The sequence below is a fragment of the Parapedobacter indicus genome (assembly GCF_900113765.1).
GTDB lineage: Bacteria > Bacteroidota > Bacteroidia > Sphingobacteriales > Sphingobacteriaceae > Parapedobacter > Parapedobacter indicus.
Genome location: NZ_FOQO01000005.1, coordinates 220,694 through 238,525 on the forward strand (window position 1 = coordinate 220,694; position 17,832 = coordinate 238,525).

Annotated in this window: 13 protein-coding genes; 12 read left to right on the forward strand and 1 reads right to left on the reverse strand. The window is 49.4% G+C overall.

From position 1 onward, the window contains the following. From BMZ56_RS11925 to BMZ56_RS11965, 9 genes are all read left to right on the forward strand, one after another. A complete protein-coding gene (locus BMZ56_RS11925) occupies positions 1 to 1,509 on the forward strand; it encodes a SusD/RagB family nutrient-binding outer membrane lipoprotein (RefSeq protein WP_177195136.1) in 1,509 nt (502 codons plus the stop codon). Between the two features lie 9 nt (positions 1,510 to 1,518). Beyond that, the gene (locus tag BMZ56_RS11930; protein ID WP_090626852.1) at positions 1,519 to 2,616 is read left to right on the forward strand and encodes a mandelate racemase/muconate lactonizing enzyme family protein; all 1,098 of its coding nucleotides are present in this window, start codon (positions 1,519 to 1,521) and stop codon (positions 2,614 to 2,616) included. 38 nt (positions 2,617 to 2,654) lie between these two features. After that, positions 2,655 to 3,977 carry a sugar MFS transporter gene (locus BMZ56_RS11935; RefSeq protein ID WP_245893186.1) on the forward strand — a complete coding sequence of 441 codons (1,323 nt, stop codon included), beginning with the start codon at positions 2,655 to 2,657 and terminating at the stop codon, positions 3,975 to 3,977. 238 nt (positions 3,978 to 4,215) lie between these two features. Continuing rightward, positions 4,216 to 7,083, forward strand: a complete 2,868-nt coding sequence (uvrA, locus tag BMZ56_RS11940; protein WP_177195137.1) for an excinuclease ABC subunit UvrA — start codon at positions 4,216 to 4,218, stop codon at positions 7,081 to 7,083. A gap of 11 nt (positions 7,084 to 7,094) precedes the next feature. Continuing rightward, on the forward strand, positions 7,095 to 8,918 hold the full coding sequence (gene mutL, locus BMZ56_RS11945) for a DNA mismatch repair endonuclease MutL (protein WP_090626854.1): 1,824 nt from the start codon (positions 7,095 to 7,097) through the stop codon (positions 8,916 to 8,918). Between the two features lie 15 nt (positions 8,919 to 8,933). Next, positions 8,934 to 9,668 (forward strand): rhomboid family intramembrane serine protease, encoded by a 735-nt coding sequence (locus BMZ56_RS11950; protein ID WP_090626855.1) that lies wholly within the window; start codon positions 8,934 to 8,936, stop codon positions 9,666 to 9,668. A gap of 70 nt (positions 9,669 to 9,738) precedes the next feature. Next, on the forward strand, positions 9,739 to 10,620 hold the full coding sequence (locus BMZ56_RS11955) for a rhomboid family intramembrane serine protease (RefSeq protein WP_090627251.1): 882 nt from the start codon (positions 9,739 to 9,741) through the stop codon (positions 10,618 to 10,620). Further along, positions 10,620 to 11,744 (forward strand): endonuclease/exonuclease/phosphatase family protein, encoded by a 1,125-nt coding sequence (locus BMZ56_RS11960; protein ID WP_090626857.1) that lies wholly within the window; start codon positions 10,620 to 10,622, stop codon positions 11,742 to 11,744. The genes BMZ56_RS11955 and BMZ56_RS11960 overlap by 1 nt, the downstream gene beginning before the upstream one ends. 684 nt (positions 11,745 to 12,428) lie before the next feature. Further along, a complete protein-coding gene (locus BMZ56_RS11965; protein ID WP_090626859.1) occupies positions 12,429 to 13,757 on the forward strand; it encodes a PhoH family protein in 1,329 nt (442 codons plus the stop codon). A gap of 47 nt (positions 13,758 to 13,804) precedes the next feature. On the opposite strand, the gene BMZ56_RS11970 is transcribed toward BMZ56_RS11965, so the two are convergent. Continuing rightward, a complete protein-coding gene (locus BMZ56_RS11970) occupies positions 13,805 to 15,175 on the reverse strand; it encodes a methyltransferase RsmF C-terminal domain-like protein (RefSeq protein WP_090626860.1) in 1,371 nt (456 codons plus the stop codon). A gap of 98 nt (positions 15,176 to 15,273) precedes the next feature. Between BMZ56_RS11970 and BMZ56_RS11975 the strand changes: the two genes are divergently transcribed. The 3 genes from BMZ56_RS11975 (at position 15,274) to BMZ56_RS11985 (ending at position 17,724) form a co-directional block, all read left to right on the forward strand. Further along, positions 15,274 to 15,678 (forward strand): hypothetical protein, encoded by a 405-nt coding sequence (locus BMZ56_RS11975; protein WP_090626862.1) that lies wholly within the window; start codon positions 15,274 to 15,276, stop codon positions 15,676 to 15,678. 147 nt (positions 15,679 to 15,825) lie between these two features. Then, the gene (locus BMZ56_RS11980) at positions 15,826 to 16,407 is read left to right on the forward strand and encodes an RNA polymerase sigma factor (protein ID WP_090626864.1); all 582 of its coding nucleotides are present in this window, start codon (positions 15,826 to 15,828) and stop codon (positions 16,405 to 16,407) included. An 81-nt stretch (positions 16,408 to 16,488) separates the two neighbouring features. Next, on the forward strand, positions 16,489 to 17,724 hold the full coding sequence (locus BMZ56_RS11985; protein WP_177195138.1) for a FecR family protein: 1,236 nt from the start codon (positions 16,489 to 16,491) through the stop codon (positions 17,722 to 17,724). Positions 17,725 to 17,832 lie beyond the last annotated feature (108 nt).

Genomic DNA, 17,832 nt, shown 5'->3' on the forward strand with positions numbered 1-17,832 from the left:
ATGAAAAAGAGATATTTACAGCTTGCACTGATCGCGTTATTAGGCGGTTCGTGTACCCAGAATTTCGAGGAGATCAATACAAATCCCGCGATGGTTAAGGAGGAGAATTTAAATCCGGATATGCTGCTCACGTGGTCGCTCAAACATTCGGTGTTTGAGTATTTCGGACCGAACACGCCATGGTCCATGCGGGAATACGCTGGCTATGTTGCCTATGAAGAAACAGGTGATATCTTTCTCCCCTGCGACTGCGCTAACCCCTTTAATTACTATCGGCGGTTTATTGTCAACCTCAATGAGCTGATCAGGATTGTATCTCCAGATTCTCGGAAAAGCAATCAGGTGGCCATCGCCCGGATCTGGAACGCATTCCTTTATCAGCGAATGACCGACGCCTACGGGGATATCCCGTACAGTGAAGCAGCAAAGGACCCCGTCAATGTCATTAACCAGCCGGTCTATGAGTCGCAAGCCTCGATTTATGGGAATCTATTGAATGAGTTGAAAGAAGCGGCTCAGATGCTTAGTACCGCGCCGGATCAGATTTCGTTCGGCAATGCAGACCTCATCTATAAAGGTGATCCGGAATTGTGGCGGAGGTTTGCCAATTCATTGCGCCTTCGCATGGCCATGCGCATCCGTTATGCGGATGCCACATTAGCAGGCCAGCACATCCAGGAAGTGGTGACGGCACCGTTGTTGGAAGACAATTCCCACAATGCGCTACTAACAACCTTGCCGCCGGGTGGTTCCACTCCGGTGGATAACGTAAACCCCGTTTACACCAGCGGTCTCTCAGGAGCTAACCCGATCCGGTTCGGTTTTGCCATCTCAGAAGTGATGATTGAGCGGGATGATCCGCGATTACCGATCTATGCGGTGGCATCTACCGATGGGGTGAGCGGCTATAAAGGCCGACCCATTCAGTTGGAAGGAGAGGAGGAACGGAATTACTACGATCGTACCAATACGGCCGAAATCGGACCACTGTTGACGGGCGAAGTTGCGGATATCATGGTCATGAATAGTGCTGAAGTATACTTTCTGCGTGCGGAAGCTGCGCTGGCCGGCTTGTCGACCGAAAATGTTCAGCAGATGTATCAGCAAGGTATTCAACAATCCATGGCACAGGTGGGCCTTGAAGATGAAGCCGCCGCCTATACGGCCAAACCGTTGGTGGCTTTAGCTGGCGATGAGGAAGAACAGCTGAAGAAAATTATTTTACAGAAATACATCGCCATTTACCCCAATGCCACAGAAGCGTGGGCCGAATGGCGTCGGACTGGATATCCAGCCATGTGGACTGGAAGCATGAAAGGGGCTACCAACGGGCAGATACCCCGGCGCATGACCTATCCGATCGATGAATTCGGGAAGAATGCGGAAAATCTTCGTCAGGCGATCGATCAGCTTCCGGGCGGCGACACGTTCCTTAGCAAGGTATGGTGGGATAAAAAGCCCGGACTTCCCTACACGCATCCGAAACAAGGAATGTTTCCGCCTAACTAACGCATTTCCATGATTATTTCCCATATCGATATTTATCGGTTTAGCATTCCCATGGTGCCTTTTGCAATCGCAACAGGCACCATGCTTCACGCCCAAAACGTATTTATCCGAGTTCATACTAACGAAAATCGATATGGCGTGGGAGAGTGTTCTGCATTTCCAATGATCGTCGGAGAAACCCAGGATACTTGCTTGGTTGTAGCCAGGGAATTCGCCCGGCTCTGGAAAGGCCGCGATCCGATGGATATCGAATCACGCATGCAGGAGCTGCACCATTTTATTGATGGCAATAGCACCATTAAGAGTGCTTTTGATATGTGTCTGTATGATTTGGCTGCTAAAAATGCAGGTCAGCCGCTATGGCAGTTTCTTGGGGGAGAAAAACGGCAAATTATTACCGACGTTACTGTGGGCATAGCTACGGTGGATGAAATGGCTGACCAGGCGATGAAATTTGTAGCGCAAGGAGCTACGATATTAAAGATTAAACTGGGCAACGATATTAAATCTGATCTCAAGCGGTTAGCTAAAATACGTCGCGTGGTCGGCCCGGATATTCTCATTCGCGTAGATGCCAATCAGGGCTGGAGTTATACAGACGCATTGAATATATTACAAGCCATGCGGGAACTGGATATTGAGTTCTGTGAACAGCCGATGCGCAGCTGGAATGACCATCTTTTACCGAAACTCAGAAGTTTATCGTCAGTTAGAATTATGGCGGATGAGAGCTGTTACGATCACCATGACGCCCAACGCCTCATCGCAGCCGGAGCCTGTGATGCTATCAATATCAAGCTAGCCAAGTCTGGTGGAATACACGAGGCGCTGCAATTACATCATGTGGCACAGCATGCAGGTATTCCCTGTATGATGGGCGGGATGTTAGAGAGCCGCATTGCGCTAAGTGCAAACCTACACCTGATTTACGCATGCCGGGGAATTGTGCATTATGATATGGATTCCTGTCTTATTGGTCATTTGGCTGACCCGGTGGTCGGCGGTGTTCAATATACTGATTTTACGTTGAATATCAACGATGAGCCAGGCTTGGGAGCCGATGCAGATGAACAGTTTTTGAAAAACTGCGAACGGATTACCATTTAAACAGCGTCGTTTATCTTCATTTCTAAATTTGCTTAACATTGGAAAATACCATAAAACATAAAAGAAACATCAGCCCGATAGCTATCATTGGTGCATTGTTTTTTATATTTGGTTTTATTACCTGGCTCAATTCGGTACTTATCCCGTATCTTGAAATCGCATGTGAACTAAACAAGTTCCAGTCGTATTTCGTCACATTTGCGTTCTACATGGCGTATTTGGTAATGGCGCCCCTATCGGCAGCGACGCTCCGTCGCTTTGGTTTCAAAAATGGCATGGGCGTAGGGCTACTCATCATGGCATTCGGCGCGCTGCTGTTTATTCCTGCGGCATTCAGCCGGATGTATTTTCTCTTTTTGACGGGCTTATTCGTCATGGGCAGCGGGCTGGCCATCCTGCAGACCGCATCTAATCCTTACATTACCATTGTTGGCCCGATCGAATCAGCGGTGAAACGCATGAGCATCATGGGTATCTGCAACAAACTGGCAGGCGCCTTGGCGCCGATTATACTTGGATTGTTCTTAAAATTAGACGACACCGATCACCTGCTGGCTCGCATCAATTCGCTTTCGGCAACGGCAAAAGCTACCGCACTCGATGAAATGGCCATGCGCGTTATACCACCCTATATTGCCATTATTGTGGTGTTGTTGGTGCTTGCTTATCTCATATTCAAATCCGGCCTTCCTGAAATCGATACGAACGCCGATAATCACACGACCGTTCAGGCGGTTGGCAAGAAAAGTGTGTTCCAGTTTCCGCATGTGATTTTAGGCGTTTTCACGCTCTTCCTGTATGTGGGCGTTGAGGTGATGGCGGGCGATACGATTATTAGTTACGGACTGTCACAAGGTGTTCCCTTTGCTACGGCAAAACTGTTTACTACCGGCACATTGGTTGCCATGGTCGTTGGGTATATCATTGGTACCTTTGCAGTACCTCGATACATTAGCCAGGAAAATGTACTGAAAGTAAGCGCCTTATTGGGAATCGGTCTGACGATCAGTGTGGTGTCGACGGAGGGCTACCTATCCGTTGGATCGGTGGCCTTGTTGGGCTTGGCTAATTCGCTTATGTGGCCGGCCATCTGGCCACTGACGCTCGCGGGTTTGGGCCGTTATACCAAGGCTGCGTCGTCTTTACTTATCATGGGCATTTCTGGAGGCGCCCTAATTCCACTTATTTACGGGGCGATTATTGACCATCAAGTGCAGCAGTCAATGTCTGCAGGGGTAGCCAAGGTCATGGCCACGGCAAATGCTTCACAACAGGCTTACCTAATTATGTTGCCCTGTTATTTCGTAATTTTTTATTATGCTATAAAAGGCCATCGATTAGGTAGGGTGAGGAAGGGATAAACAGCAGAAAAGTACGGGAAAAGTAAGTGCCCTGCGAAGAGTTCTTTGATGTATTTGTCCAATAATTTTAGCATTTATTAGTGGATTTCACCTATAAACCATTATCTTTAGCGGCTGATTAGTGACTGCTAATTGCGTAGCAATCATCTGTCAATGAAGACTGACATGGCGAATAATCTTGCTTGTTAAGGCAATTTTGGCTAATTTTGCGTACCACATGATTTATTGATTAGGGTACATGACGAAACAAATGACGCCCGATCTGGGTGAATCCCACGAAGGTGGGGAAATACAGGTATTCGGCGCTCGCGTACATAACCTCAGAGACATTGATGTAAGTTTTCCACGAAATGAACTGGTTGTCATTACGGGGTTGAGCGGCAGCGGGAAGTCTTCGCTGGCGTTCGATACGATCTACGCGGAAGGACAGCGCCGCTACATGGAAACATTCAGTGCATATAGCAGGCAATTTCTCGGGGGCATGGAGCGCCCGGATGTCGACAAGATTTCGGGACTCAGCCCGGTGATTTCCATTGAGCAGAAAACGACGAGCAAGAACCCGCGCTCTACGGTGGGTACCATCACAGAAGTGTATGATTTTATGCGACTGCTCTTTGCCCGGGCGGGGGAAGCGTATTCCTACGTAACAGGCAAACGAATGGAGCGGATGTCGGAAGACCAGGTGGTCGACCGCATCATCCAGCAGTTCGAGGGACAGGCCATCAATGTGCTGGCGCCGGTGGTGAAGGGGCGCAAAGGCCATTACCGGGAGCTGTTTGAACAGATCCGTAAACAAGGGTATGTGAAAGTGCGTGTGGATGGCGAGTTGCTGGATTTGGTACCGAAAATGCAGGTAGACCGCTATAAGATCCACGATATTGAAATGGTCATCGACCGGCTACTCGTATCGGAGAAGGACCGGAAACGCCTGTATGCATCGGTGATGCAGGCGATGAAAGCAGCCAAGGGAATCATCAAGATCAGCGATAAGGCCAATAACGAGCATTTCTACAGCCGTTACCTGATGGATGCAGCGTCGGGTATTTCCTATGACGAACCGCAGCCGAACACATTCTCGTTCAATTCGCCCTATGGGGCATGCGAAAAATGCGACGGATTAGGCTATGTGTATGAAATCGACCGCCATGCTGTTATTCCTGACTCCAAGCTCAGCATTCAGAAGGGGGGGCTTGCCCCGCTGGGTGAATATCGGGATACGTGGAATTTCCAGGTGCTTAAGGCGGTAGCCAAGAAGTTCGACTTTTCATTGACCACCCCCATCGAAAAGCTTACGGACGAACAATTAAATATCCTCCTCAACGGCGCGGAAGAAGAAGTGGTCGTGCCGGTGACGTACAGCAGCTGGAATACCAAGGATTACAAGATTTTGTTTGAAGGGCTTTTCAAAATGCTGGAGGACCAAAACGAGCGTCTCGGCTCAAATGGGCAGAATTTGGAAGAATACCGTGCACAGCGAATCTGTCCGGCCTGCCACGGTGCACGGCTTAAAAAGGAATCGCTGCACTTTAAAATTGCGGACAAGAACATCCACGAACTGGCGGTGATGGACATCACCACACTAGCAGCGTGGTTCGGGGAGGTGGCGCAACGGTTAGACGAACGGCAAACCATCATTGCAACGGAAATTCTGAAAGAGATACGCGCCCGGCTTGGGTTTTTGCTGGATGTGGGCCTCAACTACTTGACGTTGGACCGCACCGCCAAAACACTTTCGGGTGGCGAAGCGCAGCGCATTCGGCTGGCAACGCAAATCGGGTCGCAGTTGGTCAACGTGCTTTACATCTTGGATGAACCCAGTATCGGCCTGCATCAGCGGGATAATGAGCGGCTTATCAACGCCCTAAAAAACCTTCGGGATATCGGTAACTCCGTTTTGGTGGTGGAACACGATAAGGATATGATTCTTCATGCCGATTACGTAATTGACATGGGGCCGGCGGCGGGCGCGCATGGGGGGCTGGTTGTGGCGCAGGGAAAACCAGCCGAAATCATGCAAGCCAATACGCTTACCGCTGCTTACCTCAATGGCCGGAAAGAGATTCGGATACCGGAAAAACGCAGGGAAGGAAATGGCCACAGCCTGCGGCTATCTGGGGCAACTGGTCACAACCTGCGCAAGGTGAATGTTGAATTGCCCTTGGGGAAGTTGGTGCTCGTAACCGGCGTTTCTGGAAGCGGCAAGTCAAGTCTGATCACGGAGACGTTATATCCCATCCTGAACCGTCACTTCTTCCGGGCGAAGAAAACGCCCCTTCCCTATAAAAAAATCGAAGGCTTGGAGCACATCGATAAAGTGATCGAAATTGACCAAAGCCCCATCGGGCGTACCCCCCGTTCCAATCCCTCTACGTATACCGGTGTATTTTCGGACATCCGCGCGTTGTTTGTGCAGCTGCCCGAGTCCAAAATCCGCGGATATAAACCCGGCCGTTTTTCCTTTAATGTAAAAGGGGGACGCTGCGAAACCTGTCAGGGAGCGGGGATGAAAGTGATCGAAATGAATTTCCTGCCGGATGTGCAGGTGCCGTGTGAAACGTGCAACGGCAAGCGTTACAACCGGGAGACGCTGGAAGTCCGCTACCGGGGTAAATCCATCAGTGATGTGCTGGACATGCGCATAGACGAGGCCGTCAGCTTTTTTGAAAATATCCCTTCCATTTACCGTAAAATTAAGACGTTGCAGGATGTCGGCCTGGGCTACCTTACGCTTGGGCAGTCGTCGGTAACGCTCTCGGGAGGCGAAGCGCAGCGGGTGAAGCTGGCCACGGAGCTTTCCAAAAAAGATACCGGCAAAACGTTCTATATTTTGGATGAACCGACCACGGGACTTCATTTCGAGGATGTAAATGTGTTGTTGGGAGTAATTAATCGGTTGGTAGACCGTGGAAACACCGTATTAATTATTGAGCATAACCTGGACGTCATCAAAGTGGCCGACTGGGTGATAGACCTGGGTCCGGAGGGTGGTGCCGGCGGTGGCGAGATCCTTTTCAGCGGCACACCGGAAGACCTAATCTACTGCAAGCGGAGTGAAACCGCTCGTTTTCTTGCCCAGGAAATGCGTGGAGTAGCGACGTTTTCGTAACTTCGCAGCGTATGTCAGACGTTATCCAACTGTTGCCGGATGCCGTGGCCAACCAGATTGCCGCGGGAGAAGTGGTGCAGCGCCCGGCATCGGCAGTAAAGGAGTTGATCGAAAATGCGATCGATGCAGGAGCCGACAAAATTCGGCTAATCGTGAAAGAGGGAGGAAAATCGCTCATCCAGGTGATTGACAACGGCTGTGGCATGAGCATGACCGACGCAAGGCTTTGTTTCGAGCGCCACGCCACCTCAAAGATCCGTAAAGCGGAGGACCTGTTTGCCATCCGTTCGATGGGGTTCCGGGGTGAAGCCATGGCTTCCATTGCAGCCATCGCGCATGTGGAACTGAAAACGCGGCGCGTGGAAGACGAATTGGGCACGCGGGTGGAGATAGAAGGGTCGAATGTGGTCGGGCAGGAGCCGGAAGCGCTTCCAGCGGGGACTAGCATTGCGGTCAAAAACTTGTTTTATAACATACCTGCAAGGCGTAATTTTCTGAAAAGCAATCCGGTGGAGATGCGTCACATCGTGGATGAATTCCAACGATTGGCCTTGGCGTATCCGCGCATTTTCTTTACGCTTCATAGCGACAATAATGAATTGTTTCACCTACCCGGGGAAAGTCTCAAACAACGGATTGTCCATATTTTTGGCAGCGGTTATAACCAACGGCTGGTACCGGTGGAAGAAGAAACCACGATCATTAATCTCAAAGGATTTATTGGAAAGCCCGAATACGCGAAGAAAACACGGGGAGAGCAGTTTTTTTTTGTGAATGGCCGCTTCGTGAAAGACCCCTATCTGAATCACGCCGTGGTGAAAGCGTATGAAGATATCCTACCATCGGAAAGTTTTCCGCTTTATGTGTTGTTTATCGAGATTGATCCGGCGAAAATCGACATCAATGTCCATCCCACAAAAACGGAAATCAAATACGAAGATGAACGGGCGATCTATGCCATTATCCAATCGGCCGTAAAACGATCGTTAGGACGGTATAACATCACACCTACCCTGGACTTTAACCAGGAGACGGGGTTCAGCCAGATGATCAGTCCGAAGCCGCTGGAGGAAATCACGCCTCCCTCCGTTACGTTCAATCCGGATTTCAATCCGTTTGACAGCGGAAAGGCCAGCGGCAGCCGGCAGGTATCGCCCATCCCGCAAAATTGGGACACGTTATACCAGATTTCGCAGAAAGAAGCGCCCGCTCAGCTGGGACTTCATAGAAACGATGCGGATTCGTCTGCCGAACAACCGCATGCAGGGAAAAAGCAACCCTTCCAGCTGCACAACCGGTATATCGTATCGCAAATTCATTCGGGATTCATCCTGATCGATCAGCAGGCCGCGCACGAACGCATCCTATTTGAGCAGTTCTGCCAGCACTTGGAAAACCGACAAGGTGCGAGTCAGCAAAGCTTATTTCCGCAGACGGTTACGCTGAACGCCGCAGACTTCCAGCTGATTAACGACTTATTGCCTGATATACAGGCACTGGGCTTCCAGATCCGGGAATTTGGGAAGCATACATTTGTCGTAGAGGGCATTCCGGCAGATCTGACGTCGGGAATGAGTGAGCGGCAGGTATTGGAACAGTTGTTGGAAGACTATAAAAATAACCAGGCAGCGTTGAAATTACCCAGGCGGGAGAAGCTGGCCCGAAGCCTGGCCCGGCATGCCGCCATTAAGCCGGGTACGGCCCTATCGACGGACGACATGGCTGAATTGATTGATCGGCTGTTTGCCTGCGAAATGCCCAATGCGTCATTGAGCGGTAAACCCGTAATCCTTACATTTACATTGCAAGAACTGTCTGAACGGTTCGAGCGTTAATTTTTGAAGAATACTATGTTTAACAACACCGCATCACCGTTTTCAGGGATACCGCCCGTTGTCAAGAACCTATTGATTGTCAATATCATCTGCTTTATCGGCAGCGCATTGATTTTTCCAGAAGCAAACCGGTTGTTTGGCGTATACTATCCCGACTCTCCGTTTTTCAAGATTTGGCAGGTTGTCACGTATATGTTTATGCATGGCGGGTTGGGGCACATCTTTTTCAACATGTTTGCGTTGTTTATGTTCGGCCCGGTCCTAGAGCAGGTCATCGGGTCAAAACGCTTTCTAAATTACTACCTAATTACAGGACTCGGCGCGCTGGTGTTGCAATTTGGGGTACAGGCGCTGGAGGTTTACCAAATTACAGGGACGGCCGCTGCCCGCGACTGGCTTCGCTTTGATATGCTTGCTGGCGTAGTGCAAGGCAATCATCCCGACTTGAACCAGGAGAGCTTTAACAAGCTGGTGTCGGTTTACAATACACCGATGGTGGGTGCCTCGGGTGCAATATTCGGATTGTTGATCGCGTTTGGCTACCTGTTTCCCAATACACCATTGATGCTGATATTTCTGCCGGTACCGATCAAAGCGAAGTATTTTATTCCGGTGATGATCTTGATTGAGTTGTTTTTAGGAATTTCCCGCACCGGCAGTTCCATTGCGCATTTTGCACACATCGGCGGGGCCCTGGTCGGCTTCCTGCTGATCAAGCTGTGGGGAATCCGCAGGCCGAATTATTGGTAAGGATTTGATTGGGAAAAATGATTCAGAAAAAAAATTCATATATTAGCGATTCTTATCAGGAACTATGGCGATGAAGAGGTCATGGCTTGGCGACTTATGGTATAAGGCTTTCCGCTCGGGAAATCCGTTGTACGTATTGATTGCCATCAACATCGTGGTATTTTTGGGGCTTGGGGTCCTGTCGCTGGTTAGGGCTTTAGGCATCACAAGCATACCCCTGTCGGACTATGTGGTATCGTGGCTGCAGCTTCCGGCATCTGTATCGGGGTGGCTGCATCGTCCCTGGACAATCGGCACCTATATGTTTACACAGCAAGGGCTGTTTCATATCCTATTCAATATGCTTTGGCTGTTTTGGCTGGGCATCATCTTCCTTGATTTCCTTAAAAAGAGGCAGCTTACGTTCGTTTACCTCGCCGGAGGTCTTGCGGGCGGGGTGTTATATCTGCTGGCTTTTAATTTAATTCCCGTCTTTCGGGCAGACGCTTTCCGCACCGTGATGATCGGATCTTCGGCCAGTGTGAGTGCCGTGGTGTTCGCTACGGCGACACTGCTGCCGGATTACACCATCCGGCTGCTTTTTTTCGGCAACGTCAAGCTGAAATACTTGGCGCTTGTATTTATTGCACTGGATATTTTAGCCGTAGGTGGGTTGAATGCCGGAGGAAGTATTGCACATATTGGCGGAGCATTATTTGGCTTTGTTTACATCAAGCGGCTGCAAAATGGGCAGGACTGGAGCCGTGTACTGGGCAGGCCCCGCAAGAAGCGCAAACTCCGCGTGGTGCGTACTGATGTGCCGACGACGCCTCAGGAGGAACCGTTGGTCCCGAACCAGGAAGTGATCGATCGCATTTTGGACAAAATCTCTCAGTCTGGTTACGACAGCTTAACCAAAGCCGAAAAAGAAGCCTTGTTTAAAGCCAGCAAACAAGGCCAAAATGAATACTAATGGCGGTGAAATTACGGCGGTGGAAACGACTGGGCTTCTTCAGTAGGACGGTTTTATGGGTCAACTTTTTTGCGGTTGCTGCGCTGCTACTAAGTTATCTGGCACCCGTTATTAATCCAAAGACATTTTGGCCAATTGCATTTTTTGGTATCGCCTACCTACCCCTTTTGCTGGTGAACGCGTTGTTTGTTAGCTATTGGCTCGTCCGCCGGGCGCGGTTTGCATTAATCTCGCTTTTGGCAATCGGGATGGGATGGGGCACGCTGACCAATCACGTTGGTTTCAATGCAAAGGTCACTGCTGAACAGGTTGTTTCGCGTGATACGGGCCATATTCGGCTTCTAACCTATAACGTGCATTTTTTTAGAACCTTTGAACAAAGGGACACGGAAACTACCATACGGGAGGAGGCAATGGGGCTAATAGACAGTGTATCTCCCGATGTCGTCTGCATCCAAGAGTATTATACGCGGCAAAAAGGAGCGTATCGGATGGCCAAGGCGTTTCAGCGGGAAATTGGGATGCCCTATTATTATTTTTTGCCGACGGCTCAGAATGATTACGAAGCCTACGGCATGGCAATTTTTTCGCGGTATCCGATCGTTGCATCGGGTCACCTGCCCGATCATGAGTATGGCGTAAACCGGATAATTTATGCGGATGTCGATAAAGGGGGGCAGGTTTTCAGGGTATATAACGTCCACCTGCGTTCCATCGGCTTTCAGAAAGAAGATTACGAATTCATCAAGAGCCCAACGAAAGCCCTTGAGAAAGATGCGGCTTCTACCAAGCGTATCGGGGCGCGGTTAAAATGGGCTTTCGATGCCCGGAGCGCTCAGGCGGATGCGCTTCAAGCACATAGCCAGGAATGTAAAATTCCCTATCTTATTGCGGGGGATTTCAATGATACCCCCTTATCGTATGCCGTGAACAAAGTATCTTCCGGCCTGCAAAATGCGTTCCGCGAAAAGGGACGGGGCTGGGGGGTAACCTACAATGGGGATTTTCCGAATTTTCAGATCGATTATATTCTAACCAGTAATGATTTTGAAGTGAGCCGATATCAGATCATCAAGGCTAAATTATCCGATCATTATCCTGTATGGGCGGACGTTAAACTGTGAGTTAATGGGATAAAAAAACGGAAGGCCTCCTCTTTCGATTTGAACCTTCCGTTTTTAACCTTAAATTACAGCCGTAGCCGCAAATTAGGTATCAAGTCGAGTGTCTTTATCGGCATCCGTTTATGCGTATGCACAAAGGCATCGCAATACGTCATGCATTTGTTGCTCCGTGCATTCTCCGTAGAGAATCAAACCGAACAACAACCCCGGTCGGATGTTTTGATCGGGCCTATCCCTTACGGGCCTGGCAGATTTCCGTTCGGCATGATGCCTCTTCGGAACCGATCCATCACTAAGTCATCCTAAAATAATTCCTGTTGGAACCATTTCGTTTGTGGATACTTATTTGGGCGATTCAAAGAACTCTGTGCTTGATATAATCTAAGGTAGTAACAAAATGTTTACGTGTCAAGAAAAAAGTAATTTATTTTATTAACATGTTTTCCACCTGAGGGGATTGGGTTATCCACATTTCTGTTTGCCCGCAATGGCAGCTTACGCTTTTAATTTATCGATATAGGTAAGTTTATGCACATTTTGGCGCTATGTGTTTATCCACAATGTGTCGCATTTAGGAACACCCCCAAGTAGGGGTTTTCTACTTGAAATTCCGGGTTACACTTATAGAAGTAATTAAAAAGCAGTAATTTTATCTTTTCAATTGATGATAAGAAACCGGGCATCATGGCAGTATCCCGCAAAATTTTTGTTCTGGACACCTCGGTCATTTTATACGACCACAACGCACTGAATAATTTTCAGGAGCACGACGTAGCGATTCCCATACAGGTATTGGAGGAGCTTGATAATTTAAAGGGGGGCAACGAAACCCGGAATTTCGAGGCGCGTAGTTTTATTCGATTGATCGATGAACTTTCGGGCAAAAAGCTGATTAACCACTGGGTTCACATGAATGGCCAGACCAAAGGTAAATTCCGGGTGATCCTTTCGGGAGGACCGCAACGGGTGGATGCGGCGAAGATTTTCGGCAATGACAAATACGACCACCAGATTATCAACGCGGCACTTATTCTGACGGAAGAAAATCCGGATCGGAAAGTTGTTTTGGTATCTAAAGATATCTGCCTTCGCCTGAAGGCAAAAGCACTCAACCTGCCTGCGGAGGATTATGAGACGGGGAAGATCAAGAATGTAGAGGCGCTTTATACCGGTAAAACGGTGCGAAATGATTTTCCCGAAAAGGTGGTTGACGGATTGCGGAATAAGACGAGCGTGCCGATTGGGAATTTGTCGCTGGATCACATTGGGGCCAATCAGTTTTATGCGGTGAAACATAACCGCAAAACACTGTATGCATTCTATAGCAAAAGCGAACAGAACCTGACACCGGTGTCTACCGCCCCCGTATTCCGAATTAAGCCGCGGAATCCCGAACAGGCGTTTGCCCTTCATGCCCTGCTTGATCCGGCAATCCGGTTGGTAAGCATCCAGGGTAATGCCGGTACCGGAAAAACGTTGCTAGCATTGGCCAGTGCGCTGGAGCAGCGCAAAGGTTATCGGCAGATATACATCACCCGGCCGGTCATCCCGCTGAGTAACCGCGAAATTGGCTTCCTGCCGGGAGATGCTAAATCGAAAACGGATCCGTTTTTGGCACCAATTTGGGACAATATTCGTTTTATCAAAGAGCAGTATGCCGACGACGAAAAGATGCTCGAAAAAATTGACGAGTTGATCATAACGGAGAAAATCGCAATTGCTCCCCTGGCGTTTATCCGGGGCCGCACACTGACCAAGATTTTCTTTATCGTGGATGAAGCACAAAACCTGACGCCCCACGAAATCAAAACGATTATTTCCCGTGCGGGCGAACATACCAAAATTGTCTTTACCGGCGACATCTACCAGATCGATACTCCGTACCTCGATGCCGAAAGCAATGGGTTATCTTATCTCATCGAAAATGTGAAAAACCACCCCCTGTATGCCCATGTTACCCTGCAAAAGGGTGAGCGGAGTGAACTGGCTAATCTGGCGAACGATCTGCTTTAATTAATTGTTAATCAATGGTTAATTGTCAATTAAGACTGCTAAGATAATTAACCATTAACCATTAAAATCCGCCATTCTTTGGGATAATAATTGTTGATGCGGTTCGGAAGCAGTTTCATCCAACCCAACGAAGCACCGTTAAAGGTAGCAAGCACCCAACCGGTATCGTTGTCGGCATTTATCGACGGCGGAAGCGTTCCTTTACGGAGGTATTCCTGTGCGAGTGCTTCGTCAAGCGATATCGATGGAATGCCCGAGTGGCGCACTAGGCTCAATGCCAGGTCGTGGGCTGGGATGAGGTCGTTCTTGGCCATGCGACCTACCCGGGTTCCTGCATTTCGCAGGTATAGCATCTTCTGCAGGATGAGGAGGTCGTTTTCTCTCCCTTTGGGAAGGATGTGTATGTCGTCGCCTACGGTAAACGAAAAAAAAATTTCGGGATGAGCTATCCAGTTTTCCAGTTTATCGGGTACAACGGCACGTTCCGTTTTCGATTTGGGGCGATCAAATGAAGGTTGCACCGTGGCTTTGCGGAATGCGGCGAGGAAAAACCCTTCTCCCCGCAGCCGGTGTGGGTAAAAGCGAAAGCCAGGACACCCATGCCGCTCCGATCGTGTTTGTTCGATCCCCCACGCTTTATTTACCGAAAGGGCTACCGGTTCCATGCCCTGTGTTTCACACAGCCAGTCGGCAATTTCCTCGTTTTCCTCGACGGAGTACGAACAGGTAGAATACAGCAAGACGCCCCCTTCTTTGAGCGTGGGCAAGCTATCGGCCAGGATGCGGCGCTGGCGCTCGCTGCACAGCTGTACCGCCCCCTCGGACCATTGGTTGATGGCCGCATGATCTTTGCGGAACATCCCGGATCCGGAACAAGGTGCATCGACCAGCATAAGGTCGACGTAACCCGGAATGCGTGCAAAAGCCGACGGATCGTTGTTGGTGACAACGGTGTTGGGATGTCCCCACCGTACCAGGTTGTCGGCCAGCACCGTAACGCGGCTCTTGATGAGCTCGTTGGCGATGAGCAGACTGTCGGGGTGCAGATACGTGTTCAGCAGCGTACTCTTTCCTCCAGGAGCCGCACAGAGGTCCAATGCGATCAGCGGCTGCTTATCCAGCATCAATTCCCTGATGGCGTGTGCCAGAAACATCGACGATGCTTCCTGCACGTAGTAGCAGCCGGCATGAAACAAGGGATCCAGGGTAAATACGGGGCGCTCCGAAAGGTAATAACCCGTATTGCACCACGGTACTGGGTCGCCGGAAGCGGGCGGCGATACCTGGGGCTTGTCTGGATTCACCCGAATGGAGGTGATTCCCCCCTCCTGCTCATGCACGGCTTCGAATGCGTCGGTATCAAAACCTGCGAGATTGCCTAACCTGCGTACCAGTGCCGGGGGAACGATGTTGCTCATAGGAAGCAAAATTACGGATTTATTCGACCCCTGCTTGTGTATATGTAGGAAAAGAAATACTTTCGACGCAAAAAAAGAAATTAAAATCGAATTCTCTTATGGAACCCCCCGTATCCCAAGAACCTGTTTACCAAGTACCTGCACGTTTTCGGTTTTCAGAAAACCTGCATATTGTCTTTTGGTTGATCAAAGACATCAGCTGGGCGATGCTTTGGAAACCGCTGGGTATGGTGATGACCATTCCCACGTTATTACTGGCTGTTAAGATTACCATTCAAACCCGATACATTAAAAGTGAGCTGTTTCACAATTTGGCCATTTTATGTTGGATCAGTGCCAATTGTACGTGGATGACGTTTGAGTTTTTCTGGCCTGAGTATGATTTTCTCCGCTACTATACGGCCATACCTTTCAGTTTGGGGATCTGCTTCATTGCCTATTATTATGTAGTGCTGTTACCCGCTTCGGGAAAACAACGGGCGGCCCACCCAAGGCCGTCGTAACATAAATTTAATACGAATTGTATACAAACATCAGGTTACTCCGTTATTTTTGTTTGTGAAACATATCCTTGCATCGTTGTAAAATTAACGTTAAGTTTGCTGTTGCCAAGGATAATCCTGTATTCAATTTGATAGCTTTTTATCGCCATGTTTACGAGTGTCGCCCCTGAATTGATTGCCCGGTTACGGGATAGCGAGGAGGCCGCTTTTCGAGCGATTTATGAACAGTTACATGGCCGGATCTACCGGCTGGTTTTCTCGTTGGTTAAAGATTCAGCGAAAACCGAAGAGCTGGTACAGGAGACGTTCGTGGCGCTTTGGCTGCATCGGGCAAGTCTCAATACCGAGCAGCCGCTTTATCCATTGATTTACCTGACCGCAAAGCGCCTTGCCATTGACCATTTTCGGAAAAAAATGTTGGAGATCGGTGTAAAGGAGTACGTGAGCAGCCAAACGGTTCCTTATACCAACGAGACTGAGGAAACTATTTTTTTGTCAGATCTTAACCGGATTACCGACGAAAGCATCAAAGCGTTACCTGCCCAGCAACAGACGGTTTTTATGCTTAGTCGGCAGGAGGGGCTTTCGTATGACGAAATTGCCCAGCGACTACGGATTTCACCCAATACCGTACGCAACCACATGGTCTCTGCGCTGAAGGCGCTGCGGCTGCATTTTAGCAGGCATGGGGTGATGTTCTGGTGGCTGCTGACCCTACCGCTGTTTTGAGCAGCAAAAAAAAACACCCGACCCACTAGTCCTTCTTTCATTCTCGACCGTTTATCAGGTAAATACGGCAAAAGTATGTACATGGACTCAAGCAGACTGCGCGCGCTGCTGAAAAAATACATGGAAGATGACATCACGGCACAAGAGCTGCGTGAATTAAGTCAGTATGTGCAACATGCCGATGATCCGCAGGTGCTCGAACAGCTGGTAGACGACCTCTGGAAGGAGCAGGATGCCCACATACCACGGGCTATACCCAGTTCGGCGCTGTACCAGACCATTCTCCGCCATCCAGGGCTGCAGGCCGATCCGCCCGTGAGCGGACGAAAGTACCGTAGCATGACCTGGCTCCGGATTGCCGGAGCCGCGGCTGTGGTTCTCATCAGTGCAGCGTTGTTTTGGTACGGCAGACTGGCCGTAAAGCCGCAGGCAGACGATGTCGGAAACACCGTTGCTATAGCTGCCATCGTACCCGGTGGCAATAAGGCAACACTTACCTTAGCAAGTGGACAGGTCATAAACTTGAGCGAGGCCCAAAATGGGATTGTTTTGGGAGAGAGGTTAACCTATATAGACGGGAGCGGCGTTTTGGAAGCGGATTTCAGCAATCGTCGATCGTCGATCGTCGATCCGCTGGCAGCCGGACAGCAAGACCACCGGGACGATCGTACATCGGACGGTGCACCGCTCATGTTGTTAACGACACCCAATGGCGGAACCTATCAGGTAACACTGTCTGACGGCACCAAAGTGTGGCTTAATTCTGCCAGTATCCTGCGGTATCCCCCGAAGTTTAGCGGGCCGCAACGGGAGGTTGAACTGGAAGGGGAAGCCTTTTTTGAAGTGGCTCCGAAAAAGATACCGTTTTTCGTGAAGACCCGGAATCAGGTGGTTAAAGTACTGGGAACCCAGTTTAACATTACCAGTTATCCCGATGAGGTCGAAATCAAAACCACCCTGGTAACGGGGGCAGTCGAAGTGATCAACTCGAAGTCGAATGCAATAAGTCGGCTCAGCCCCGGAAAGCAGAGCATCGTGAAGGGGCAACGTACCGAAATTAAAGATGTAGAAACCGAGCCCTATATTGCGTGGAAAAAGGGGTACTTCGCCTTTCCGGATGAACACATCAGCCGTGTGATGAACACCATCGCACGGTGGTACGACATTGAAGTTGAATACCAGGGTGATATGACTCACAAATACTTTGGTGGTACCCTTTCGCGTTTCGAAGATTTCGAAACCTTATTACAAACCATTGAACTAACGGGATCTGTACGGTTCAAAATCGAAGGAAGGAGGGTAATTGTTATGACGTAGCGCTGTGGAATGTGTTTTCCAAAGCTATGAAAGAGCAATCAGGAGCGTTGCGACCGCCCCTGAATGCGAATGGCTTTGGCCATTAGGATTTAACAAAAAAAGTTGGAA

What these genes read in the sequence shown, in the direction of transcription:
- BMZ56_RS11970 (WP_090626860.1), bottom strand. Translation starts at nt 15,175, where the DNA reads ATGAGCAACATCGTTCCCCCGGCACTGGTACGCAGGTTAGGCAATCTC.
- BMZ56_RS11960 (WP_090626857.1), top strand. Translation starts at nt 10,620, where the DNA reads ATGGCGGTGAAATTACGGCGGTGGAAACGACTGGGCTTCTTCAGTAGG.
- BMZ56_RS11955 (WP_090627251.1), top strand. Translation starts at nt 9,739, where the DNA reads ATGAAGAGGTCATGGCTTGGCGACTTATGGTATAAGGCTTTCCGCTCG.
- BMZ56_RS11980 (WP_090626864.1), top strand. Translation starts at nt 15,826, where the DNA reads ATGTTTACGAGTGTCGCCCCTGAATTGATTGCCCGGTTACGGGATAGC.
- mutL (WP_090626854.1), top strand. Translation starts at nt 7,095, where the DNA reads ATGTCAGACGTTATCCAACTGTTGCCGGATGCCGTGGCCAACCAGATT.
- BMZ56_RS11930 (WP_090626852.1), top strand. Translation starts at nt 1,519, where the DNA reads ATGATTATTTCCCATATCGATATTTATCGGTTTAGCATTCCCATGGTG.
- BMZ56_RS11975 (WP_090626862.1), top strand. Translation starts at nt 15,274, where the DNA reads ATGGAACCCCCCGTATCCCAAGAACCTGTTTACCAAGTACCTGCACGT.
- BMZ56_RS11965 (WP_090626859.1), top strand. Translation starts at nt 12,429, where the DNA reads ATGGCAGTATCCCGCAAAATTTTTGTTCTGGACACCTCGGTCATTTTA.
- BMZ56_RS11950 (WP_090626855.1), top strand. Translation starts at nt 8,934, where the DNA reads ATGTTTAACAACACCGCATCACCGTTTTCAGGGATACCGCCCGTTGTC.
- BMZ56_RS11985 (WP_177195138.1), top strand. Translation starts at nt 16,489, where the DNA reads ATGGACTCAAGCAGACTGCGCGCGCTGCTGAAAAAATACATGGAAGAT.
- BMZ56_RS11925 (WP_177195136.1), top strand. Translation starts at nt 1, where the DNA reads ATGAAAAAGAGATATTTACAGCTTGCACTGATCGCGTTATTAGGCGGT.
- uvrA (WP_177195137.1), top strand. Translation starts at nt 4,216, where the DNA reads ATGACGAAACAAATGACGCCCGATCTGGGTGAATCCCACGAAGGTGGG.